25 protein-coding genes are annotated in these 24681 nt (G+C 30.8%); 13 read left to right on the top strand and 12 right to left on the bottom strand.

Annotated features, from left to right (window positions below; genetic code table 11):
- Window positions 1-94 precede the first annotated feature (94 nt).
- From SJY17_RS08855 to SJY17_RS08825, 7 genes are all read left to right on the top strand, one after another.
- Entirely contained in the window at window positions 95-874 is a 780-nt protein-coding gene (locus tag SJY17_RS08855; RefSeq protein WP_397362206.1) for an O-methyltransferase, read from the top strand.
- 82 nt (window positions 875-956) lie between these two features.
- Window positions 957-1898: a hypothetical protein gene (locus SJY17_RS08850; protein ID WP_397362205.1), complete on the top strand. Its 942-nt coding sequence runs from the start codon at window positions 957-959 to the stop codon at window positions 1896-1898.
- Between the two features lie 30 nt (window positions 1899-1928).
- The gene (locus tag SJY17_RS08845) at window positions 1929-2501 is read left to right on the top strand and encodes a cob(I)yrinic acid a,c-diamide adenosyltransferase (RefSeq protein ID WP_397362204.1); all 573 of its coding nucleotides are present in this window, start codon (window positions 1929-1931) and stop codon (window positions 2499-2501) included.
- A gap of 165 nt (window positions 2502-2666) precedes the next feature.
- A complete protein-coding gene (locus tag SJY17_RS08840; RefSeq protein WP_006989959.1) occupies window positions 2667-2888 on the top strand; it encodes a DUF2795 domain-containing protein in 222 nt (73 codons plus the stop codon).
- Window positions 2889-3155: 267 nt separating this feature from the next.
- Window positions 3156-6512 (top strand): preprotein translocase subunit SecA, encoded by a 3357-nt coding sequence (gene secA / locus SJY17_RS08835; protein ID WP_397362203.1) that lies wholly within the window; start codon window positions 3156-3158, stop codon window positions 6510-6512.
- 135 nt (window positions 6513-6647) lie between these two features.
- Window positions 6648-7061, top strand: coding sequence for a hypothetical protein (locus SJY17_RS08830; protein ID WP_397362202.1), 414 nt, complete (start codon window positions 6648-6650; stop codon window positions 7059-7061).
- Window positions 7062-7131: 70 nt separating this feature from the next.
- Window positions 7132-7896, top strand: coding sequence for a thioredoxin domain-containing protein (locus SJY17_RS08825; protein WP_397362201.1), 765 nt, complete (start codon window positions 7132-7134; stop codon window positions 7894-7896).
- A gap of 33 nt (window positions 7897-7929) precedes the next feature.
- Here the strand turns inward: SJY17_RS08825 and SJY17_RS08820 are convergent, their stop codons facing one another.
- Genes SJY17_RS08820 through SJY17_RS08805 form a run of 4 tightly spaced genes read right to left on the bottom strand, consistent with a single transcriptional unit; the run spans window position 7930 to window position 11341 of the window.
- Complete coding sequence (locus SJY17_RS08820; protein ID WP_397362200.1) at window positions 7930-8628, bottom strand: peptidoglycan DD-metalloendopeptidase family protein; 699 nt, start codon at window positions 8626-8628, stop codon at window positions 7930-7932.
- Window positions 8629-8661: 33 nt separating this feature from the next.
- A complete protein-coding gene (locus tag SJY17_RS08815) occupies window positions 8662-10212 on the bottom strand; it encodes a hypothetical protein (RefSeq protein WP_397362199.1) in 1551 nt (516 codons plus the stop codon).
- 21 nt (window positions 10213-10233) lie between these two features.
- Complete coding sequence (locus SJY17_RS08810) at window positions 10234-10800, bottom strand: hypothetical protein (RefSeq protein ID WP_397362198.1); 567 nt, start codon at window positions 10798-10800, stop codon at window positions 10234-10236.
- Window positions 10784-11341 (bottom strand): RNA polymerase sigma factor, encoded by a 558-nt coding sequence (locus SJY17_RS08805; protein ID WP_397362197.1) that lies wholly within the window; start codon window positions 11339-11341, stop codon window positions 10784-10786. The genes SJY17_RS08810 and SJY17_RS08805 overlap by 17 nt, the downstream gene beginning before the upstream one ends.
- A 184-nt stretch (window positions 11342-11525) precedes the next feature.
- Between SJY17_RS08805 and SJY17_RS08800 the strand changes: the two genes are divergently transcribed.
- Both SJY17_RS08800 and meaB read left to right on the top strand, forming a co-directional pair.
- Window positions 11526-12074, top strand: coding sequence for a DUF2911 domain-containing protein (locus SJY17_RS08800; RefSeq protein WP_397362196.1), 549 nt, complete (start codon window positions 11526-11528; stop codon window positions 12072-12074).
- 49 nt (window positions 12075-12123) lie between these two features.
- The gene (gene meaB / locus SJY17_RS08795) at window positions 12124-13191 is read left to right on the top strand and encodes a methylmalonyl Co-A mutase-associated GTPase MeaB (protein WP_397362195.1); all 1068 of its coding nucleotides are present in this window, start codon (window positions 12124-12126) and stop codon (window positions 13189-13191) included.
- 41 nt (window positions 13192-13232) lie between these two features.
- Here the strand turns inward: meaB and SJY17_RS08790 are convergent, their stop codons facing one another.
- From SJY17_RS08790 to SJY17_RS08760, 7 genes are all read right to left on the bottom strand, one after another.
- Window positions 13233-14489 (bottom strand): hypothetical protein, encoded by a 1257-nt coding sequence (locus SJY17_RS08790; protein WP_397362194.1) that lies wholly within the window; start codon window positions 14487-14489, stop codon window positions 13233-13235.
- Between the two features lie 10 nt (window positions 14490-14499).
- Window positions 14500-15351 (bottom strand): peptidoglycan-binding protein, encoded by an 852-nt coding sequence (locus SJY17_RS08785; RefSeq protein WP_397362193.1) that lies wholly within the window; start codon window positions 15349-15351, stop codon window positions 14500-14502.
- Window positions 15323-17056 (bottom strand): S8 family serine peptidase, encoded by a 1734-nt coding sequence (locus SJY17_RS08780; protein ID WP_397362192.1) that lies wholly within the window; start codon window positions 17054-17056, stop codon window positions 15323-15325. The genes SJY17_RS08785 and SJY17_RS08780 overlap by 29 nt, the downstream gene beginning before the upstream one ends.
- 5 nt (window positions 17057-17061) lie before the next feature.
- Window positions 17062-17808 carry a hypothetical protein gene (locus tag SJY17_RS08775; RefSeq protein ID WP_397362191.1) on the bottom strand — a complete coding sequence of 249 codons (747 nt, stop codon included), beginning with the start codon at window positions 17806-17808 and terminating at the stop codon, window positions 17062-17064.
- Window positions 17809-17917: 109 nt separating this feature from the next.
- A complete protein-coding gene (locus SJY17_RS08770; protein WP_397362190.1) occupies window positions 17918-18694 on the bottom strand; it encodes a hypothetical protein in 777 nt (258 codons plus the stop codon).
- A 19-nt stretch (window positions 18695-18713) separates the two neighbouring features.
- Complete coding sequence (locus SJY17_RS08765) at window positions 18714-19166, bottom strand: hypothetical protein (RefSeq protein ID WP_397362189.1); 453 nt, start codon at window positions 19164-19166, stop codon at window positions 18714-18716.
- An 11-nt stretch (window positions 19167-19177) separates the two neighbouring features.
- On the bottom strand, window positions 19178-20047 hold the full coding sequence (locus tag SJY17_RS08760; protein ID WP_397362188.1) for a hypothetical protein: 870 nt from the start codon (window positions 20045-20047) through the stop codon (window positions 19178-19180).
- Between the two features lie 359 nt (window positions 20048-20406).
- Here SJY17_RS08760 and SJY17_RS08755 point away from each other — a divergent pair, with 359 nt between their 5' ends.
- Genes SJY17_RS08755 through SJY17_RS08740 form a run of 4 tightly spaced genes read left to right on the top strand, consistent with a single transcriptional unit; the run spans window position 20407 to window position 23123 of the window.
- Entirely contained in the window at window positions 20407-21081 is a 675-nt protein-coding gene (locus tag SJY17_RS08755) for a hypothetical protein (RefSeq protein WP_397362187.1), read from the top strand.
- A 16-nt stretch (window positions 21082-21097) separates the two neighbouring features.
- A complete protein-coding gene (locus SJY17_RS08750) occupies window positions 21098-21760 on the top strand; it encodes a hypothetical protein (RefSeq protein ID WP_397362186.1) in 663 nt (220 codons plus the stop codon).
- On the top strand, window positions 21733-22473 hold the full coding sequence (locus SJY17_RS08745; protein WP_397362185.1) for a sensor histidine kinase: 741 nt from the start codon (window positions 21733-21735) through the stop codon (window positions 22471-22473). The genes SJY17_RS08750 and SJY17_RS08745 overlap by 28 nt, the downstream gene beginning before the upstream one ends.
- A 5-nt stretch (window positions 22474-22478) precedes the next feature.
- Window positions 22479-23123 (top strand): response regulator, encoded by a 645-nt coding sequence (locus SJY17_RS08740; RefSeq protein WP_397362184.1) that lies wholly within the window; start codon window positions 22479-22481, stop codon window positions 23121-23123.
- A 166-nt stretch (window positions 23124-23289) separates the two neighbouring features.
- On the opposite strand, the gene SJY17_RS08735 is transcribed toward SJY17_RS08740, so the two are convergent.
- Window positions 23290-24615, bottom strand: a complete 1326-nt coding sequence (locus tag SJY17_RS08735; RefSeq protein ID WP_397362183.1) for an integrin alpha — start codon at window positions 24613-24615, stop codon at window positions 23290-23292.
- Window positions 24616-24681: the final 66 nt, after the last annotated feature.

Genomic DNA, 24681 nt, shown 5'->3' with positions numbered 1-24681 from the left:
AAACAGTAAGCAAAACTAAAAATTATAAAACATAACGTCAGTTCGAGTGATTTGTGAAGCATGAACAAATTGTATCGAGAACCATTTAGTTTTAATGAGCAAATCACATCAAATACAATCCTATTTAAAATTTTTAAAAAGTGCAACCAATCAACATGGTGTCCACTCTCCATTTGTATATGATTTAGTAACCAAATGTTTTTATGACAAAACAAAGCATACGGATTATACAATAATTAAAACCTATATCAATACATTATCAAATAACACCAATACAATAGAGGTTACAGATTTAGGATCCGGAAGTCAAGTTTTTAAAAGTAATACACGTCCAATTTCAAAGCTTGCTAAAGTAGCTGGAAGCAGTTTTAAAGAGGTAAAATTATTATACAGATTAAGTCAATACTTTCAATTTAACTCTATATTAGAATTAGGGACTTCTCTTGGAATTGCTACACAAGCTTTAGCATTAGGCAATCCAAAAGCTAAACTAACAACTATAGAAGGCTGTCCAAATATTTCAAAATTTACAAAACAAAGTTTCAATAATTTTAACTTAAAAAATTGCGAAATTCTAACAGGAGATTTTAGTAATATTATTCAAACACTAACTTCAAATAGCTATGACTTAATTTATTTTGATGGTAATCATCAAAAAGAAGCAACATTACATTATTTTGAGGCTTTACTTAAAACAAAACATAACAATAGTGTTTTTGTTTTTGATGATATATATTGGTCAAAAGACATGACAGATGCTTGGCAAGTCATTAAACAACATCCACAAGTGACTGTTACAATTGATACTTATAATTTTGGTTTTGTATTCTTTAGAAAAGAACAAGTTAAAGAACATTTTAAAATCAGGATTTAAAGATTTGATCCATGCATTAAAATTTTTAACTAAAAATATTCCTATATTTCAGCTTTACTAACAACCATAAACCACTTTTTTAATGTCAAAGTATTACACGCCTTCTGGAAAATTTGAACCAATCGCTATTCTATATTTTATTTTAATTACTTTAATTGCAGCACCAATACTTGGGTTTATTTACTCTTATGCTATTTGGTATATTCCGTTTATATATGTCAACTTTATTATTGCTGGAGCTGTTGGTTTTGCATTAGCTTGGCTAATGTCCTACGTTGTAATAAAAATTGGTAAAGTCCGTAATAAATGGCTAGCAATTGGCTTTTCATTTATAGCAAGTTTAGTAGCATTATATGCTGCTTGGGTTGTTTGGGTAGATTTAGCAATAAATATGGGAGAAAGCTACGGAAACTCCAGAATTGGGATTACAGCAAGTAATGTTAAATTTGATCAACTAGTTGTATTAGCTACAAATCCAAGCGCTTTATTTGAGTTAATGGGATCCATTAACGAGTATGGTACTTGGGGAATTAGATCTAATGCTGTAAGTGGTACTTTTTTAACTATAATTTGGATTATTGAAGCTGTTTTAATAATAGGTGCAACAATAATTTTTACAAATGGTGCAGCAGAGCCTTTTTGCGAATTAAGTAACCAATGGTTTAACAGCAAAGATTTACCAGTTTTTAACTATTTAGATAATGCTCCAGAATTAGTTAAAGACATTGAGCAATCAAACCCAAGTGCTTTTCAAAAATTAACTTATGCAGCTGCAGTAGACCAGAACCACAGTATTTTTACATTATATTCTTCTAAAAATAATGAGAACTATTTAACAGTTACTAATAGAATTGCTAAACGTGGAAAGGATAACGAGCTAGAGTTTGATGACAACATACTTGTAGAACACATCTATTTAAATGACGAGCTAAAAGATAAACTTGTTAATTTTAAAGAAGTAATCGTTGCTAAAACAGAAACTACACAAACACCAACTGAAGACAATACAACAGAAGAGGCTTAATATTACAAACAACCTTTTTAACTTTAAAATATGAAAATTTATACCAAAACAGGAGACAAAGGGACAACAGCATTGTTTGGTGGTACACGTGTACCAAAACATCATATACGTATTGAAAGTTATGGAACGGTTGACGAGTTAAACTCTCACATTGGATTGGTTAGAGACCAAAACATCAACCAACAATACAAAGACATACTTATAGATATTCAAGACAAACTTTTTACAGTTGGAGCAGTATTAGCAACGGATCCTGAAAAAGCAATTCTTAAAAACGGAAAAGAACGACTAAATATCGAAAAAATAACTTCTGATGATATTACATTGTTGGAAACAGAAATGGATAGCATGAACGAAGCCTTACCACCAATGACACACTTTGTTTTACCAGGTGGACATCAAACTGTGTCATTCTGTCACATTGCACGTACAGTATGCAGACGTGCAGAACGTTTAGCATCTGCACTTAACGATCTAGAACCTTTTGAAGCAAACACACTAACGTATTTAAACCGTCTTTCTGACTACCTTTTTGTATTGGCACGAAAATTGTCCTTAGACTTACAAGCAGACGAAGTAAAATGGGTTCCTAAAAAAACGTAATTCATTTAATATAGAGCTGTGATTAGTAACACTGCAAAAGACTTAATTATCAAGTAGTTTCGGTTAAAAAAGAACGTTCTTTATTTTAATGAAAAAATAATCCACTTTTTTCTTGCCTATTTAAACGAAAAATTTATTTTTGCAAAAATTAAAACCATATAATAAATGTATTGGACATTAGAATTAGCATCTTATTTAAGTGATGCACCTTGGCCAGCAACTAAAGATGAGCTTATAGATTACGCTATTAGAACAGGAGCACCTTTAGAAGTTGTAGAAAATTTACAATCAATAGAAGATGAAGGAGATTCTTACGACTCTATAGAAGAAATTTGGCCTGATTACCCAACTGACGAAGATTACCTCTGGAATGAGGATGAATATTAAAAATATTTAATAGTATTAAAAAAGTCTCGATTAGAGACTTTTTTTGTGCTTTAAAATTTAGTCAAACAAAGCTAAAAACGTATATTTAAACCCTTTTTAAAAGGATAAAACAAAAGCTATTGTTTTTTAATTTAAAATTGAAAAAATTTAGCAATACTAAACAGCAATCAATGTAACTCCTAACTTGTTAGAGGGTTTCATAATAACTAAAAATATAAATGAATACACTAAGTATACTTAGCGTTTCATCTTAAATAAAACAAACCTATGAGTTTTTTAAATTCCGTCCTAAAAGTATTTGTTGGTGATAAGTCTAAACAAGACGTCAAAGCCATCACGCCTTTAGTAAATAAAATTAAAACCTTTGAAAAAGCTTTAGAAGCTTTATCACACGATCAATTAAGAGCTAAAACTGACGAATTTAAAGCTATAATTGCTGAAACACGCCAGCCTTTTAATAGTAAAATTGACGCTTTAAAAATTAAAGCAGAAGCTACAGAAGATATTGATGAACGTGAAGACATTTATCAAGAAATTGATAAAATCAAAGATCAATCTTATACTGCTACAGAAGAGACATTAAACCAAATCCTTCCTGAAGCATTTGCTGTTGTTAAAGAAACCGCAAAACGTTTTAAAGACAACACTACAATTGCTGTAACTGCTAACGAGTTTGATAGAAGCCTTTCTGGAGAGAAAGATTTTGTAACACTTGATGGTAACCAAGCACTTTGGGCAAATTCTTGGGATGCTGCTGGAAAGTCTATTACTTGGGATATGGTACATTATGATGTACAACTTATTGGTGGTATTGCAATGCACCAAGGTAAAATTGCAGAAATGCAAACAGGAGAAGGTAAAACCTTAGTAGCAACACTTCCTGTATATTTAAATGCTCTAGCTGGAAATGGTGTGCATTTAGTAACAGTAAACGACTATTTAGCAAAACGTGATAGTGCTTGGATGGCTCCAATATTTAACTTTCATGGATTAAGTATAGATTGTATTGACTACCATCAACCAAATAGTGACTCACGTCGTAAAGCCTACAACGCAGATATTACTTATGGTACAAATAACGAGTTTGGTTTTGATTACTTACGTGATAATATGGCACATGCACCAGGAGACTTGGTACAACGTCCACACCATTACGCCATTGTAGATGAGGTCGATTCTGTATTAGTAGATGATGCACGTACACCATTAATTATTTCTGGTCCAATCCCAAAAGGTGATGAGCATGAATTTACAGAGTTAAAACCAAAAGTAGAAGACATTGTTAGTATCCAACGTAAATATTTAACTAGTGTTTTAGTTGAAGCAAAAAAACTAATTGCAAATGGAGACACTAAAGAAGGTGGTTTTCAATTACTACGTGTTTACAGAGGTATTCCAAAAAACAAAGCATTAATTAAGTTTTTAAGTGAAGAAGGTGTTAAACAAATTCTTCAAAAAACTGAAAACATTTACATGGCAGACAACAATCGTGAGATGCCTAAAGTAGATGCAGAATTGTACTATGTTATTGAAGAAAAAACAAATCAGATTGAATTAACAGATAAAGGTGTCGAGCACATTTCTGGAAAAGACAATCCTGACTTTTTTGTAATGCCAGAAATTGGTATTGAAATTTCAAAAATTGAAGCTAAAGGTTTATCTAAAGAAGAAGAAGCAGAAGAAAAAGAAGATTTATTTAGAGATTTTGGAGTAAAGTCTGAGCGTATTCATACCCTTAACCAATTACTTAAAGCCTATGCTTTATTTGAAAAAGACACACAATACGTGGTCATGGAAAATAAAGTAATGATTGTGGATGAGCAGACAGGTCGTATAATGGATGGTCGTCGTTATAGTGATGGTTTACACCAAGCAATTGAAGCCAAAGAAAATGTAAAAATTGAGGATGCTACGCAAACTTTTGCAACAGTAACACTTCAAAATTATTTTAGAATGTACAAAAAACTGTCAGGTATGACAGGAACTGCTGTAACAGAAGCAGGAGAATTTTGGGAAATCTATAAACTAGACGTTGTAGAGATTCCTACAAACCGTCCAATTGCACGTGATGACAGACAAGATTTAGTATACAAAACAAAACGAGAAAAATATAATGCAGTTATTGATGAGGTTACTAACCTATCTCAACAAGGTAGACCAGTTTTAATTGGTACCACTAGTGTCGAGATTTCTGAGTTATTAGGTAAAATGTTATCTATTAGAAAAGTACCACACAATGTATTAAATGCAAAACAACATAAAAAAGAAGCAGAAATTGTTGATCAAGCTGGTAAGCCAGGACAAGTAACAATTGCAACAAACATGGCAGGTCGTGGTACAGATATTAAATTATCTGACGAGGTTAAAGCTGCAGGTGGTTTAGCAATTATTGGTACAGAACGTCACGATTCGCGTCGTGTAGATAGACAGTTACGTGGTCGTGCAGGTCGTCAAGGAGATCCAGGAAGCTCTCAATTTTACGTATCACTTGAAGATAATTTAATGCGTCTATTTGGATCAGAGCGTATCGCTAAGATGATGGATAGAATGGGATTAAAAGAAGGTGAAGTCATTCAGCATTCTATGATTTCTAAATCTATTGAACGTGCTCAGAAAAAGGTGGAAGAAAACCAATTTGGAGTTAGAAAACGTTTATTAGAGTATGATGATGTAATGAACTCTCAACGTGAAGTAGTTTACAAACGTCGTTACCATGCATTATTTGGAGAACGTCTACGTGTGGATTTAGCAAACATGATTTATGATACTTCAGAAGGCATTGCAGAAACTAATAAAGCAGCAAATGACTATAAGAATTTTGAGTTTGAATTAATAAGATACTTCTCTATGTCTTCTCCAATAACAGAAGACCAATTTAATAAAATGTCTGCTTTAGATATTGCTCAAACTATTTATAAAGCTGCATTTGCACATTATAAACAAAAAATGGAGCGTAATGCTGAAGTTGCGTTTCCTGTAATTGAAGATGTCTATAATAACCAACGTGATAAATATAAGCGTATTGTAGTACCTTTTACCGATGGTACAAAAACACTACAGGTAGTTACAGACCTTGAAAAAGCTTACGAAACTAAAGGAAAACAATTAGTTACAGATTTTGAAAAAAACATCTCATTAGCCATTATTGATGATGCTTGGAAGACAAATTTACGTAAGATGGACGAGCTAAAACAATCTGTACAATTAGCTGTGCATGAACAAAAAGATCCTTTATTAATTTATAAGTTTGAATCGTTTGAATTGTTTAAAACAATGATTGACGAGGTAAACAAAGATGTTATTTCATTTTTATTTAAAGGAGAATTACCTACAAACAACTCTAATACAATCAGTGAAGCAAAAGAGGTCCGCAAAAAAGACAACTTGAAAACGCAAAAAGACGAAATTCAAAATCTTGACGAACGTGCTGCACAAAACAGAGAAGCCGGTAACACCCAACGTCAACCACAAGTAGTAGAAACTATTGTTAGGGACCAACCAAAAATTGGACGTAATGACAAAGTCACTATCAAACATGTTATGAGTGGCGAAAACAAAACCGTTAAATACAAACAAGCAGAACCTTTAATTGCTAAAGGCGAATGGGTTTTAGTTAGAGATTAAATAATTGTTATTCCTACAAATACAGGAATCTAATAAATAAAAAACCTGAAGATTATATCTTCAGGTTTTTTTTGTAATTTTAAAGAACTAACTAACATTAATTTTCGTGTTTACGGAAATAAAAAAAGTATAATTATGAAAAATGTTATAGCAACAATAGTAGGTTTAGTAATTGCATCTGGAGTTGTTTTTCTATTTGAAACACTAATAGGACATCATTTTTTCCCATTACCAGATGGTGTAGACCCAATGGATATGGAGTCAATAAAAGCAAACATGCATTTGATACCAACAGGAGCTAAAGTATTTGTTGTTATTGCGCATTTTGCAGGTATTATTTGCGGAATGCTAGTTGCTGGAATGATCTCTAAAACTAGTATTATTCCTGCATATATTGTTGGTGGACTTATGGTTATAGCAACAGCAGTTACTATTTTTATGCTTCCAAAAGCGTTATGGTTTTCACTAAGTGATGGTTTATTAGCTATAGCTGGATTTTTCTTTGGAAAATCTTTAGCCTCTCGTTATGTTTTTGGAGATTTAGTTTAAAAAAAAATAATTTAAACGTATTTTGCACGTTTAGACGCTATTACTAACCCTTAAAAACTTAAATGCTATTATGAAAACTAGACTAACTGTTTTACTAATTAGTTTATTTGCAACCTTTGCCTATTCTCAAAAAGAAATAACCGATGACAATGCAGAACCTTATCTGCTAACCGATGATGATACACTTATTGTATTGGACTTTTATGCAACTTGGTGTGCTCCATGTAAAGTCATGGATCCTATCTTGAAAGACTTAGCAGAAAAATATGAAGGTAAAGTCAATTTTTACAAAATTGATATCGATAAAAACTTTTTAGATGACGAATTAAACATAACAGCAGTACCAACGTATTTGTTTATAAAAAACAGCACAAATCTAGAACAAATTGAAGGCTCAATGACTAAATCAAAAATGATGTCTTTAATAGAAATGCATAAAGATGCTCCTCTTGAAGAAGTAGTTGTTGAAGACACCGCAGACTCTTTTGACTATTACAATACAGATGAAAAGCATGGAGACTATGACGAGTTTAGCCAAAGTGTTATTGATAGTCTTTGGGATAAGTCTTCAAGTTTAAACACTTTAGCTTGGCATGCTTATGAAGAACATAATGATATTGATGTTTTACTTAAAGCTATTAAAATGGTTGAGCGTTCTATTGAGTTAGACAAAAACTATTTTAACTTAGATACACATGCTGCACTGTTGTTTAAAACTGGTAATTATACAAAAGCATTAAAAAAAGCTAAATCTGCTATTGAAGTAGCTAAAGTAGACAATGAAGATTACACGACTACCACAGAGCTTATAGAAAAAATAATTGACAAACTATAAATGCTAAACTAAAGAAGAAAATGTGTGTGTGTGTTAAATAATATCAAATCCCAAAACAACTTCAGGATTAACAGTATTAACTTTATAAAACTCTAAATCATCCAAACAACAAACACCTGGATAATCGCCAATATTATTTTGCAGGTCTTTTATAATCTGAAAATGTAAATGTGGAGCATAGTCGCCATTTACTGAAACGTCACCTAAATAAGCAATAGTTTGTCCTTGAGCTACCTTATCTCCTTTTGTAAAACTATTTAAAGACTCAATATTTAAATGTCCATACAATGTATAAAAGATTTGATTTTCAATTTTATGTTCTAAAATAATGGTTGGTCCATAATCTCCAAAATTAGTATTGTTTTTAAAGCTATGTATTGTACCATCAAAACATGCTGAAACTGCTGTGTTAGCTGGACACCATAAATCTAATCCTAAATGAATATTACGTTGTTCTGCTTTGCTTTGCGAAGAAAAATAAGTGCTTCTATTGTATAAATTACGTTGTTCTAAATAACCACCAAAAGCAACTTGCTTATTGTGTTGTAAAAGATAATTTGTAATATAGTTTTCCCAAGCTAATGAAGATGATACATCAAAGCTATTTAAGTCTGGATTGGCTTTGGATATATCTATAGCAATATAATCTGATTTTGGTATTGAAGCGTCAATGACATTTAAGTCTTTAGAAGACCATTGACTTAAAAAAGAAGAAAGACTATTTGAATTCATTTTAAAACAAAATTGAAATCAAATTTACAGAATTTATTTAGTAACTACTGTACTATATTTTGCATTAATCACTATAGTTTTACTGGTATTACTATTATTATTTGGATAATTTTTTATGGTTTTATTAGACGTGCTTTCGTTATTAAATTTTGAACGATTACCGTTATAAAATAAATTATAATCTGTGTTTGGCAGTTTTAACTTAGCATCAGAGTTTTCTAAAACAATATTTAGATTACTAAAATCTGAAGCGATATTATTAATTAATAAATCTCCAAAACTTCCGTTAATGACTGAGTTACCTGATAAATTATTTACTTCAATATCTGATGACACTGCATTTAATATTAAGTTATTAGCATTAGATATTATTGCATCATCTACATATTTTAATTTTAACTCTCCAGACATCCAATCTTTAACAGCCACTTTAGCATAAGATACATTAATGGAGGTGTTACCTCCAGTAATGTGGTTAGCTATAAATGATCCATGAGAAATGTCTCCTTTAGTGTTTTCTAATACGTTAGCCATTTTTAATTCGCCATGTCTAACGTTAAGTTTAAGCTTTACTTTTTTAGGCATTTTTATAATAATGGTTTTTGTTGTGTTGTAATCAATATCTTCAAAAAGTTTAGTGCTTTTATTGCTATTATAATTACCATCTTCATTAAACTCTGCTTCCATTTTACGTTCAAACTCTTCTCCAAAACGTTTTCCCCAAGCTTCTATTTTAGGTGCTAACTCGTTTTCAAGACGTTTTCCTAAAGCTTCCATTTCTTTTTCAAAATCTTCACCAAAAGACTCTTCTAATTGTTTTCCAAGTTTTTCTCCCCAAGCTTCCATGTTTTTTTCAAAGTCTTCTCCAAAAACTTCTTCCATTTGTTTCCCTAGATTTTCTCCCCATTCTTCCATTTCTTTTTCAAATTGATCTAGATCTTCTTGTTTGATGCTTTTTGCCCAAGCACGCATTTCATTTTCATACTCCTCACCATATTCTTTACGGTACTTTTTACTCCAAGAGTCTAAATACGATTCGCCTTCTTTTTTATACTTATCATAATCAAAATCGATATTATAATTCCCATCTGGAGACTTTGGAATATTTAACAGTTTTAACTTTTCAGGTAACTCTCCTAATACTTCTAAGTTTTCCAAACCTTTTAATAATGGTCCAAGGTTTAACTCTAACTTTTCTGGAAGATTTGCCAAAGCTTCAATAGACTCTTCATCTAAAATAGTAACACTCATGTCGTCAGACCAGATTCCTCTAGAGCCTTTTGATGTAATTTTTACATAATCAGAATCTCCATCTAGGCTAACATCCCAATTATCTAATGCTTTCTGCATCTCTTTTTTTGATAATTTTTTGCTTTCTATATAGGCTTCTACCTCTATATAATCTTTATTCCAAGTCTCTACTACAATATTGGTATGACTTGTATTTAGATCTACAGTAACGTTTTTGTCTGCTCTTACAGATTGGTCTATTTTACTTAACTTTTGTTGTGCTGTAACACTAAAGGTTACAAACAGCAGCATTAAATTTAGATATATAATTCTAATATTTTTAAACTGTTTCATTTTTATTGTTTTTTAAAAAGCTTACCCTTGGGACGCTTCCATTGTGTTTAACTGATTTAATTGTTCTTTAAGACGATACATCAGGTTTAAACGAAATTTTAAATTTTGGATTAATGCATTTACAGTATGCTCATCTGGACCATTTTCGGTCAACTCTGTAGACAAGCTTTTGTATTCTGTATTTAATTCTTCTAGTCTTAAAACATAGCCATCAAATAACTCTTTATTTTCTGGTGTTAACTTCATTTTAGATAACTCTAAATTGATATTAGCTACATAATAATCTTCAACCTTTTTTAAATCTGGAGAGATATCTCCAAGCGTCATTGTGTTTTCTGTTTTAGGAATGTTGTTTTTGACTACTTTTATAGGATCGACATCCTTTTTAAATAACTGGTAACTTCCAAATCCTAAACCAATCACTAACAATACACTTGCTGCAATATTTAAAAACGTCCATCTAGATTGCTTTTTTTGTGGCAATGCTTTGTCTAGCTTATCTAAAAAGCTAACTTCATGTCCTTTTGACATTTGCTTATTAGACATCTTGTTATCGTCTTTAAATAGGTCTCTAATATCTTTCGCCATAATCTTTATGTTTTAATAGGTCTTGCAATTTTACTTTTCCTCTGGATAATTGTGTACGTGAAGCTACTTCTGTAATTTTTAAGATTTCAGAAATCTCTTGATGGTCATAACCCTCTACTAAGTAAAGCATTACTACGTATTTATATTTATCTGGAAGACTATTAATGGCTTGCTTTATTTCGTCTAAAGTTGTTGTGTCTTCTACTAACCATTTGTCATTTGTATCAGTATCTATTACTTTAAGGTGCACCTCATCTAATTCAACTAAACGTTGTTTTTTAGATTTTAAGTAATCAATACTTTTATTAATAACAATCCGTTTTAACCAAGCGCCAAAAGTAACGTCGCCTTTAAATTGATGTAGTTTAGTAAACGCTTTAATAAACGCATCTTGGACAACATCTTCAGCTTCAGCAGTGTGTTTTACAAATCGTAAAGCAACATTATACATGGCATCGCAATATTGCTGATACACTTGTAATTGGGCTTTTCGGTTGTTTTGTTTACACAACTCAATGTTATCTAATGTAACGACTTTCACTTGTTGGTTTTTGGTTAGTGTTCATTATAAAGACGACACAAAAAAATAAGTGTTGCAAAAAAACTTCACTTTTTTTCAATTTAGTACAATATTTTTAAATAATTTAAACGTTATCATCTATAAGTACTAAATTTTCGGTTAATTTTGTTAGACTATTAATCCCTTTTATCAAGTAAACATTTAAATGAAAAAAATTATATATCTATTAATTATTGTTGCAATTGGCGTTATAGGCTATCAATTTTTTACTAAAACCGGTTTGTTTAATCAACCACTAAGTCCTAAAGATACAGCTGGAATTAAAATAAACGATTTAGAAGTTAAAGTCGTTTACAACAGACCCTCTAAACGTAACAGAGCTGTTTTTGGTGCATTAGTCCCTTTTAATAAAGTTTGGCGTACTGGTGCAAATGAAGCTACAACATTCCAAACTAATCATGATTTATCTATTAATGGTGTAACATTACCTAAAGGCAAATACACTCTTTGGACTTTACCAATGGAAGATAATTGGAAAGTCATGTTTAACTCCAAACAATATGATTGGGGAGTTAACGAAAAAATGGAACCAAATTGGGATCCAAATTTTGATGTGGTTGAAGTTAAAGTTCCTGCTCAAAAATTAGATAAAACTGTCGAACAATTTACTGTAGCTTTTGACAACTCTACAGACGATTTAAAAATGACTATGGCTTGGGATGATATAAAAATTGAAGTTCCTTTAAAAAATTAGTTTTTGGACCTAAATAAAAAGATTTCCGCCAACGTGGAAATAAAAAAATATGTCAAATAAGAAATCAGCATTATCAGAAAACGAAGGTGTTTCTTCTTCAGAAATTACTAGCGATACTGCTATTTCTAAAATTAAAGCCAAACGTAAATTACAACGTACTACTACAGATTTAGTTGCTTCTATTTTAAAAGGAAACATTACTGCACTAAGTCAAGCCATTACTTTAGTAGAAAGTAAAAATGCTAAACATACAGACCAAGCTAATGCTATAATTAAAACCTGTTTACCATATGCTAACCAATCTGTTAGAATTGGAATTACAGGTGTTCCAGGAGTTGGTAAAAGCACTTTTATTGAAGCGTTTGGAACACATCTTACAAGCATTGGTAAAAAAGTAGCAGTCTTAGCTGTAGATCCAAGTAGTAGCATTACAAAAGGAAGTATTTTAGGCGATAAAACCAGAATGGAAGATTTGGTTAAAAACAAAAATGCCTTTATACGTCCATCTGCATCTGGAAACTCTTTAGGTGGTGTTGCTAGAAAAACACGCGAAACTATTATCCTTTGTGAAGCTGCAGGTTTTGATACCATTATTATAGAAACCGTTGGTGTTGGACAAAGCGAAACCGCTGTACATAGTATGGTAGACTTTTTTCTGCTTTTAAAACTAGCTGGAGCTGGAGACGAGTTACAAGGTATAAAACGTGGTATTATAGAAATGGCTGATGCTATTGCCATTAATAAAGCAGATGGAGATAACGTTAAACGTGCTAAATTAGCTAAAGTCGAATTTAACAGAGCCTTACATATGTATCCTATAAAAGACTCTGACTGGCAACCTAAAGTAACTTTATGTAGTGCTTTAAATAATGAAGGTATTGCAGCTATTTGGGATGTAATTACTGACTACATGACAATTACCAAACAAAACAATTACTTTAATACTAAGCGTACTGAGCAGAATAAGTTTTGGTTACTACAAACTATCGAAACTCGTTTAAAGTCAGATTTTTTTAATAATGAAAAAATTAAAACTGAGCTTAAAAAACAACTTGAGCTAATAGATAATAATCAAACTACACCTTTTGCTGCTGCAGAATATTTGTTGGGAATATAAAGTAAGTGAAAACTTTAATTTTTAAATTAATACTAATAAAACTAGGCTAACTCTTCTATCATTTGAAGTACTCTTGCTTTTAGCAATCTTCCATATCTTTGTGAACCTCCAACACGATAGCCAACATAAAATAGAGAACCACTACCACTCCTTACTGTAGATTCTTGAATCAATTTAGACTTAATTGAAGGAATGTTTAAAAAATCATTTCGTCTATGTTGGAAATTGTAAATTGCATAGCAAGGAAACTCTAAATTAGAATTTAAAAATAAGGCATCCCAATCTGTATTTCGACTTGTAGACAAAATAACCTGATTACTTAAGGTCCTCCATCTGTTTTTATAACTTAGTAATATGGCGTTAGTTCCTGAATAATTCTTTATAAAATCAATTAGACGTGAATAAGTACTTCTAAAAGTAGTTTGTATTAAACCGCGTCCTCTAAACTTATAAAAATCTGCTTCTGCAATAATACCTGCTCTAGATGGATCTGTTGGATAAGATGATGGATATTGTGTCCCAGCCCAAACATTACTTCTAGTGTTAGCTATTTGACTGTAATAAGCTAAATTTTTATGTGCATTTAAAAACACTGGATCTCTAAATAAAGTTCGTGCATCTGTATTACCACCTGCTGTGTTATAAGAGGATTTTCTCCCGTTATTGGTTCCAAACGTATAAGCTAAAGTTCCTCTTTCACTTATAGGTGTAAACTTCCCTCCTGTTTCATTAATAATGATGCTTACTAATGCAAAAAACTGAAAAATGTTTATTGAATGATTGCCTAAACTTCCATTAAATATTAAAGAAATATTATTCCAAACACGATTAAAATTAGCTTGATGGGTTGCAAAATTACTTCTAGGTATATTTCTTCCATGTCGTGTTCGACCTTCAAAAGTGATGTTTCCCCAAAAGCCTTTATAACCTATTTCATCTTTAAACCAAGTACAAAAATCCTTTCCTGTAAGTTGTACAAAAAAAGTATTAATTTCTGTACTGTTTTTAAATTTTTTAAAGCCATGAGTTGCAATAAACCTATCTAATTTAGAGCCAGTTGTTGGCGTTACTGGTGGGTTTACTTGTGGTGTAACATTTCCTCCAACATTTATTTCTACTTTGAAATAATCGTAAAGAGCTTTCTTTGTTATTCTTCCTAAATCTCCATCCACTCCATAGCTACCTAAATTGTAACCTTTAGCTTGTAAAAACCGTTGCACTTCTTTTACTTCGTCGTTGGTATTTAATTCACCTAAAAACTGCTTGTTTATATCCTGATAATTATGTATTGTTTTCATGACTTTTTAATTATAAAATAGACACACCTCTTTTTTCTAGTAAAGTGTAAGTAAACTTAGTACCTGCACCATATTTACGTTCAGACTTTTTGCAAAGACTAATAAGTTCGTTAAAGTCTGCTGCTCTTTTAAAAACTTGACATCCAGCTGAGGATTTATTAACCCTTGTAGAGTTGGTTCCTGCTTTATGAATGTTGATGCCAAAATAACCAGTGTCTTGATTTCCAACCATAAAATCTAAACTTCCGTTTTTGTTATTATCTCTATAAACTGTGACTGGTCCATTACGTTGTGCTAAAGCAATATACTTGCTTCTGTGCAATGCTAACTTATAAGTATTTCTGTATTGACCTGCTTTTAGTATTGCTGTCCCTTTTGGATTTAACATCACACTTTGCAAATATCCTTTTCCTGGATCTGTTGTAAATGGATAGCGTTTTACTTGATAGGCTCCGTTTTCTTTCCAAATAACAACCAGCTCGTCATCAAATAAATCTGCATTGGCATCTAGATTTCTAATCCCAATAATATTTAACCTAAGCTCATCATCTTGAAAGACATAGTTTTTACGATTAAAAATAGATTTAAATTCGCGCACTAAATTAGCAGTTGAAGCTGGTGTTGTTGGTGTTGTTGGTGTATTATAGTTAGGTTGTTGGCTACCTCCTTGTTGAGATTTTATATAATCGTAAATAGCTTGTTTAGTAACTCTACCCATATCACCATCTGCTCCCCAACGTCCTAAATTATATCCTTTTTGGATTAAAAATTGCTGAATTTCCTTTATCTCACTAGAGGTGTTTAGCTCTGTAAAACTATCATTAAAATATCCATTATATCTGTGTTGATCTATAGTTCTCATACTGTTTCTTTTTTAATGTGATTAATCTGTTTAATTTTTGATGGCTAATAACTCCATATCCTGATTTATTTACAATAGTATTATCCATTGCTTTTAATGGCTCGCAACTATTAAATAGTAATTGTCTAAGCTCATAAATATTCATTTTAGGAAAATGCTCTAGTATATTAACTGCTAATGATGCAACATATGGAGATGCCATACTTGATCCACTTTTTGCTGTTAATTCTTGCTTAGATTTTTGCTGAAATTTGTTTGCAGATTTAGCTGCTAAAATTTTATTTCCTGCTGCTAAAATTTCTGGTTTTACGCGTCTATCAATAGTTGGACCTGCACTACTAAAAGACATTGGAGTTTTTGATTTAACTTTTTGGTTATATGCACCTACTGCAATTGTTAAAGGTGCATTACAAATAGATCCAACTGTAAAATTGGTGTTTACATCTTGAGATGCAAAATAGGATTGACCAACATCATCTCTTTCTATATAGGCATGATACTCTCCATTACTAATTTTTTGACCTATTAACCTGACAAATAAAACTCTAGATTCTGGTCTTTTAGACAAAATGATATTAATATGATTTTTATTAGAATTAGGCTCATTAAATCTATGAAATATTACTCCGTTTTGCGAATTATCATAATTAACAAGACTATCTTCAAAAGGTTGTGATTGACCCAAAACATTACCTTCTTCATCCAAAATCTCTACAGAAATTCTATCTTGGTTTTCGTACCAAATTTCAATTTCATTTGCCGATCTATCTCTGGATTTAAATCTCCATTCTATGTCAACAAGTTTATCTTGTTCTAAAATTCCAGCATGATGGCAATTAGCCATAAAATAATTTCCTGTGCTTTGCACAATAACAGTTCCTCCTCTTTTTTTAACAATATTATTTAGTGCAATTTCTACTAAAGTTTTTCCTGTGTGATCACTACAATGTCCACCTAAACTCATGTTTATAACACATGGTCTTTGTCCTGCTTGATTTAAAATAAAATCTAATCCTTCGATTAGTTTTACAGAGTCACCTAATGACAAGTCTGATCCATTAACATAACTAGAACCCATATCTACAGCCACAATTGGGCTATTACCTGCAATACTTTTTTGTCCAACATGTCCCGAAGAAGCAGCTATACCTAATACATGCGTCCCATGCATACCTCTACTCATAAAGTCGTTTTTACCAGGATGGTATCCTAAATCTTTAAATGGTAATGGTGTTTTTAAAGATTTATTTATTGCAGTTTCAGAAAAAATCTTTCCATAACCATACTTATTATTCTGCTTTTGTTTTGAAGGTTGAACCCAAATTTTTTCGAATCTAGTTTGTCCTTTACTATCCAAAAAATTAGAATGGGTAAAATCAAATCCAAAATCAACAATACCAAAAACCACATTACTCTTTTTGGTTTTTGGAATTGTTTGATTTGTTTGTTCAGAGAAAATGTTATTAAAATCTGAATCCTTATAAAGCTGTGCTGGAATAACCTGAGGTGCTTTTAAACTAAAGGTTGCAGGATCATCATAAACAGATAATACATCTTTTCTTAAAATACGACAGCTAATAACATCATGAAACTGAGATATAACTTTGCATTTTTTAGGGTAAATGTCTGCACTTTTTAACCTTAGTAACAACTGCAACTCTTCCTTTGGGTTACCTTTTACAATAAGTTTTAGATTAGGATCCATAAGACTTATGCTTCTATATTACTAGTGCTTTCAGGCATATAATATGTTACATCTCTAATAAAAGAAGAAACATTTCCTAAAACTCTAGAGATATGACTTTTATCATTAAATGACACATCTTCTTTTGTCTTTATTTTACTTAAAAAATCATTTCCAAGCAGTTTTGTGTATTTTTTATGATCTGCTACTAATTTTTTATCCTTATTTTTAATAATAAGTTTTAAATTATTGATATACTTTTTATCTTTTAAGCTTTCTGAAATAGAGTCTATTTCATTTTCAAATCTTGATTCAACTTGATAATCATATTTCTTAAAAAATGTTCTTAAATCTACAGAAGGCTCATCTATACCTTTTAAATAAGAAAATAGTTCCGCTAGTTTTTCTTTATTTTTTTTAGTTTCATTTTCAATAGAAGTATTAATAGAGCTTAATAAATCTACAATCTTACCTGTAGCATCTGGATTAGTGATGCTCACTGTTTCCTTTTCTTTTTCCTCTTTTACTTCTTTTACTTCTATTTCTTTTATATCCTCCTTTACTTCTTTAATTTTATTTGAGGTAAACAATTGAATAAAAAAATTAGGATTTAAAGCTTCTTCTTCCTTATCATTTACTTCTTTTTCCTCTTTTACTTCTTCTGTGACAGGTTCTTTTAACTCTTTTAAAAATTCTTCTTTAAATTCTTTTTTAAATTCAGATAAAAAAACAAATAACTCGTCTTTACTAATGGGTATGCTAATTTCTGACATAACTTTGTGTGTTAAAATAGATTAAATAAATATTTAAATTGTGTTATAAAAAAGGTGGCTAAAAAGTGATTAAAATTGGCTAATTAGACCACCTCTTTATAAAGTTGTCTTATTTGTTAGACATCATTAAAACTAATGGCAACATCATATCATTAGATGATGATGATGATGATCCATTATTTTGCTGAGACATCATTAATACTAATGGTAGCATCATATCATTTGACGATTTTCCAGTACCAGAATCTCCTTGAGTGGTTAACATTGGTAATAAAATACTCATCATTTGATCTAACTTAATAGTTTGATCGTTTTCTTTTTCTCTTATGGTTGCAGTACCATGCTCCGATGTATTTATAACATTTCCTTTATCATCTTTAAACTCCACTATTAAGTTTTCTTCTTCAAACTTTGGTTTGTTAAGGATAGAGCCTAGCATATTCATTGATTGCATGTTTTTTAGCACCTTAGTTTGATTAGCATCTTTTCTAGAAATGTCTTTTACAATACTAGAATATTTACCATCAACAGCTTTTAATGTTTTACCGTTAGAAATAGCGGTTCTTTTAAGCCCATTAACATCTTTAGAAATAGTATTTAAAGCCACTTTTAAATCTGCTTTTGTTACAAAATTTTTAGCATTTCCTGCAACGGATTTACCAAAATTAGAACGCTGTTTTACGTTTCGGCTAATACGTGGAGATAATCTTCTAAAGCGTTTACCTCTTCTACGACGTCTTCTTTCGGCAAAATCCTCTCCATAGCCATCATCTAATAAATCATCATCTAATAGATCTTCGTCATAATAATCTTCATCAAAGATTCCATCATCTAATAAATCTTCGATTAATAAACTGTCGTCAAAATAATCTTCTGTGTAATACATAATTTTAAAATTTTAATTGTTAATAATTGTTATTTGTGTTAAAGTGTAAATTGTATTTTTTTTGAGCAGGTATAATAAGGTCTTTATAATGAATAAAATCAGGAACAAAAAAGCCAGGTTGACCATTGCCATTACAATTATCGCATTGTTCATCACAACCAAAACAGTCTGTACAGGCTCCAACAGCTAAAGCAAAATCATGATTAATTTCTGATTCATTAATAACTTCTTGTTTTAAGAACTTGACCAAGCGCTTTAATTTTAAGATCTCTATTTTTAGAGCTTTTGTTTGGTTTGAGTTTGGTATGTCTTTTACAGTGTTATTATCGATTAACTTATCGTCTTGGATATTATCTGTATCTGTAACATCTATTGTGTCTTCCTGTTGCTGTGACTGGATGGTGTCAATAACAGTAATTACTTCTGCTAATTCTGGCTTTTGTGCCTTGATATATTCTAATAAAGGATTCATTTATTTTATTTTTATGCTATTGCTTCAATAAAACTTTCTACTCTTTCTAATCTTTCTTCTGGATAATTGACTACTAATTCTCCTTCTTCATCAATAGAATAAGTGTCATCATCTAATAAATCGTCTTCATAATATTCTGCAATAATATCTTCGGTTAAGTAGTTGATAGTTTCTACCATATCTACATAGTCAAAATCGTTTTCAGTAATATCTTCCGAGTAAAATTCGCCTTGACCATTAGCTCTACCAAAAAGCAAAGCTTTAAATTGAGGATTGTTCATGACACTTGATAATACTGCTGCAGAGTTTTTACCTAAAACTGGACCAGTTGGTCTATGTGCTGCTTGTACAGGGTTATTTGCTGCATATCTAGTTGCGCCTCTTAATGCTGCACGACCAGCTCCTGCTGCAAATTGTTTTGTTTGGTTCCATGCTTGAAGTAATTCTGGATTTCTAGCACTACGCCCTCTTCTACTTCTTCTTCGTCTGCTTCGGGTTGGTCTACTTCTTCTACGACGATTAGATCTAGACCTAAAATTAGGTGCTCTGTCTAATGCTTTAGCTCCTGCTCCTGCTAAATTACCAGCTAAACCACCAATTGCTGCTCCTGCTGGACCACCAATTACTGTACCTGCAATTGGAGCAGCAACAGATGCCACTTTTAATACTCCAGACCCTACTTTTTTGGCAACATTACCTAAGCTGCTCCAAAAACCTTCTGCCTCTTCGGCTGTCATACCACTAATGCGCTCCATTAAATATTGGTCTATTTCTTCTGGTGCTGCTTCTGATAATTCTTGATGAAACACATAACGTGCAGCATCATAAAAATCTTCTTGATGGAATGATTCTCCATGATAAATTTCTTGATAAAGATTCATTTTAATGTATTGATTAATTAATTACCTACTCTATTAAAGCTTTTCAGTTTTCGCTTTGCAATTCAAACTATTGCTTCACAAAATTGAGCATATATTAGATGAAATTTTAGAGGATAAATACCTAAATAAGACTGGTATTATTACTCTATTTTTTTAAGTGTTAAACAGATAACTATTTGGTTTTTACACTTTTAACAAAAGGGGAAAAACACCCAAAATACATTTAAACAAGGCTTGTAATCATCTGTTTTTAAGAGAGTTGAGTGTGCGTGTGTGTTTTTCAATTTTTAAGCATGTAAAATAGACCTATAAAACTTGTAGCTTTGTATAACCACTAAATACTTAAACCACAAAACATTATGAAAAAACTAAGTGTATTAAAACTCGGATTTTTAGTAACCGTTATGTTACTAATTAATTCTTGCGATTTTGGTAACAAAAAACCTAGTAAAACACCACCAAAACAAATCGTGAAAATTGAAAAGGCTATTAACATGTTTAATACTGAAAAACAAGTTAAAAAGAAGGTGATTAATCCTGTACTTAAAAATTTTTATAAAGACCAACAGTTTATAGATACAGAATTTGCTTGGTTTAGTTTAGAGCAAATGAGACAATACATTAATTATATAGATGCTATTCAATTAGAAAACCCAGAAGAAGAAGTGTCTGGAATAAGAGTTTATTTTGGCAGGTATAACAGAAGTAATTCTGATAAATTTATAAATCAACAAACCGTATTTTTTGTACCAACGGTTTCTAATGCAGCAGCTAAATCTGAATACAAAACCTTAAATCATTTACCATTTGCTATACAACCAAATGATAATAAAAACCCAATTAAAGGTAAATTTACTATTCTAGAGCCTTTAGTGTATGGTACAAAGGACAAAAAAGAAAGAATAAATAGATATTATAAAACACAAAAAATACAGCAAAAAGCAGGTCTTAGTTTTTCGTTTTTACCAAATTTAAATACAGAATTAACCAGTACTATTTTAAATGAAGGTGATTTAGCTCCTCCTCCAAAATAGAAACGACAAGATATTTATGTTATTAGAAATTTCATTTTCAGATTTAGGAAAGTCAATTAAATATATAGAATTTATAACAGCTGTTGTAGCTTCTATATATTTTTATAAGTATAAGCATACTTTTTTAAAATACTTCTTAATAATATTATGGTACACGACTATTAACGGGTTTTTAGCTAGATATTTACATGAAAGTTTTATTTTAAGAAACAACACAATTCTTTATAACATTTATCATCTTATTAATTTTACTTTTTTACTTTACTTATTTAAAAATACTGTTGAAGACATAAAACAAAAACAATGGATAAGCTACTTTATGGCTTTTTACATTATATGTTTTATTGTTAATATTGGATTCCAGGATTATTTAACACAAATCCAAACCATCCCATTTATTGTAGGTGCAGTATTTGTTATTATTAGTATTTCGTTTTATTTTCTAGATATTTTAAACAGTAATAAAGTACTTTATGTATCAAAAAACTTACTGTTCTGGATTAGTATTGGGCTACTACTTTATTTTGTTGGTAAAATACCAACACGAATTATCAGAAATTATTGGGAAAAAATTGATTATTATAAAAGTATACTTATTGTAGAATATATTTTAAGTATAGTTATGAATATTTGTTTTATTATAGGTTTTATATGCAGCAAGAAGGACAAGCAATTTTAATAGCAGTTTTTATACTAGTGTTTTTATGCATTATGCTAATAGTGCTGTTTATTGTATTTCAAAAAAGAAAAAACACACTAATATTAAAACAAAAAGATTCTGAAAAACGCTTTGGACAAGAAATAGCAAAAACACAAATAGAAATTAGGGAAGAAACCTTTAGAAACATAAGTTGGGAGCTACATGATAATATTGGTCAAATACTAACATTGGCAAAAATTCAGCTTCAAAATAGCACTAATAAAGAAGATATTTTATTAACTTTAGACAAAGGATTAAAAGAGCTTAGATCCTTATCAAAATCTATAAACCCAGAAACACTTAAAAATAGTTCTTTAGTGTCTGCTATTATACAAGAAACAGACAGACTAAATAAACTAGAATATCTAAAAGCAAAAGTAAATTTAATAGGTGAAGAGATACATTTAGACAACGAAGTAGAAATTGTTTTTTTTAGAATTATACAAGAGTTTTTATCCAATACTATCAAACATGCTAAAGCAACAACACTAGATATTACAATACAATATCTAAACAATACTGTACAAATAACTGCCAAAGATAATGGTCAAGGTTTTATTGATAATACAGAAACCCATAGTGGAATGGGTATTAAAAATATAGTTAAAAGAGCACAACTAATAAATGCTAAAGCAACTATAACATCTAAAATAAATGAAGGTACCCAATTACAAATTTTTTATAAAATATAATTAAAATGAAACCTTACAGCGTAGTAATTGTAGAAGATTACGTATTGCTTTCTCAAGCAATAAGCGTGCTTGTAAACTCTTTTGATAATTTTGAAGTCTTATATTTATGTAAGAATGGTAAAGAGTTAGTTACAAAGTTAAAAACGCCAAACAATAGTCCAGACATAATATTAATGGATGTAAATATGCCAATTATGAATGGTATAGAAACCACACAATATTTAAAAGACAATCATCCAGATATTAAGGTTATTGCTTTATCTGTTGTAGATGATGATTTAACTATTATTAAAATGCTTAAAGCTGGTGCAAAAGGATATTTATTAAAGGATGTAGAGAAAAAAACTTTAGAGTTTGCTTTAAACGAAGTTATGGTAAATGGATACTACCACACTAAAAATGTATCTAATATTTTAATAAACTCTTTAACTGAAGATCCAAATAAAAAACCAAAACTAAAAGACAGAGAGATTGAGTTTATTAAACATGTTTGCACAGAATTAACCTATAAAGAAATTGCTGCTAAAATGTTTTTAAGCCCTAAAACCATTGATGGTTACAGAGATGTTTTGTTTGAAAAACTTGAAGTTAAAAATAGGATTGGCTTAGTTATTTATGCTATTAAAAACAAGATTTTTAAACTTAATTAGGCTTATAATAATCACTTAATTTTACTTGACTTTGTCAGAAAAAACAACTAACTTCGTTTAACATTCGATAAAGAGAATTGAAAACTCTCCTTATCTATACGTTATCTCTTATTTAAAACAAATCCAACATTAGCACTTAAGTGAATATTAAATTGAGAAAATATTACTATTGCGGTCTAAAAAATAGCGTATAAAGTGTACCTGTACCACCAGCTCCTCCTCCAATATTTATTGCAATAGTGCCATCACCTCTTAAATCTCCGACATAAGAAATAGAACGAGAAAATCGCTCTTCTGTATCTAAAGTTAGATTAAAACCTCCATCTGTATTATTTATTCTTGTGAATGATTTTACCGTTTTGTCAGGATTTAAGTATAGTATATATGCCCAACCTTCATATTGTTGATTTGCTCCTGTAATTAACTCTATAATTCCATCACCATCAATATCTAAAGAGGCACACATAGCATGTCCGAAATTTGCACCAGAAGTACCGTTCGGATTTATATCGGAAACCAATTCATCTGTAAAACCATTCATTCCCTCGGCAATTTTAATTTTAGATTCTACATTAAAAGTTGTGGCGTTTAATGACAAAATCCAAATTGCTCCTTTACCACCATCAGACATAAAAGCACCGACTGCCAATTCTTTTGTGCCATCATTATCTATATCACCTAGCATAGCAACTTCTCTACCTCCAAATTGGTCACCATCTTCAATACCCAATCCGAAACCTCCTTGCGTAGAACTTATTGTAACCGTATTTGCATACATTATTTGCGATGCTTCATTCAAAAATAAAATATCAATAGCACCACGATTTGTTCCTCCATCATCAGAACCAGGATTACAAGCTACTAAATCTATCCGATTATCTCCATTAATATCTCCAATAGCCGATAAGCCTTGTGCAATAATATTCGAGTTTTTGACAAAGTTTTTTACTGTAGCATCTGCATTAAGATGAATAATGTATAATGAATTATTTGGAGGTACTGGAGCAGATACAGCAATATCAGGTATTCCATCTGAATCATAATCTCCGATACCTGCAACACCATATCCGAAAAAGTTTCCAGCGTTTAAAGTTTCTGTAAATCCGCCTTCTAGCATCGATATTTTTTGATTGCTTTGAACACTTCCGTCACTATTCATAAATAAAATATAAACAGCTCCTGCATCAATACCACCATCATCGTCTGAACGTGCTCCAACGACAATATCAACAACACCATCTCCATTAACATCTCCTATTTTATCGTGGTCTCTACTAAATCTATCTCCATTTTCTAAATTTGCAAAAAAACCGTCTGAACCATTTTCTATTTTTACAAAACCTTCTGCCTCATATGGCAATGTTGGTGTAGTAATGATTTCTTCGTCTATTCCTTCATCAGAATTCTTATTGCAACTATAAAGTATGGATAATATTAATAGAATTCCTCCAAATAGTTTGAAGTTTTGAATTTGAACTTTTTGAATTTTCATAATAAGTAGTAATATTTTTCATATTAGACTTTGATTAACTCAAAAGGTTTAATTTAATTTTTTTTA

The organism is Olleya sp. R77988 (assembly GCF_044594215.1).
Taxonomy (GTDB): Bacteria; Bacteroidota; Bacteroidia; order Flavobacteriales; family Flavobacteriaceae; genus Olleya.
The sequence above is the reverse complement of the archived record's forward strand: the minus strand, read 5'-3'. Positions and strand labels throughout refer to the sequence as shown.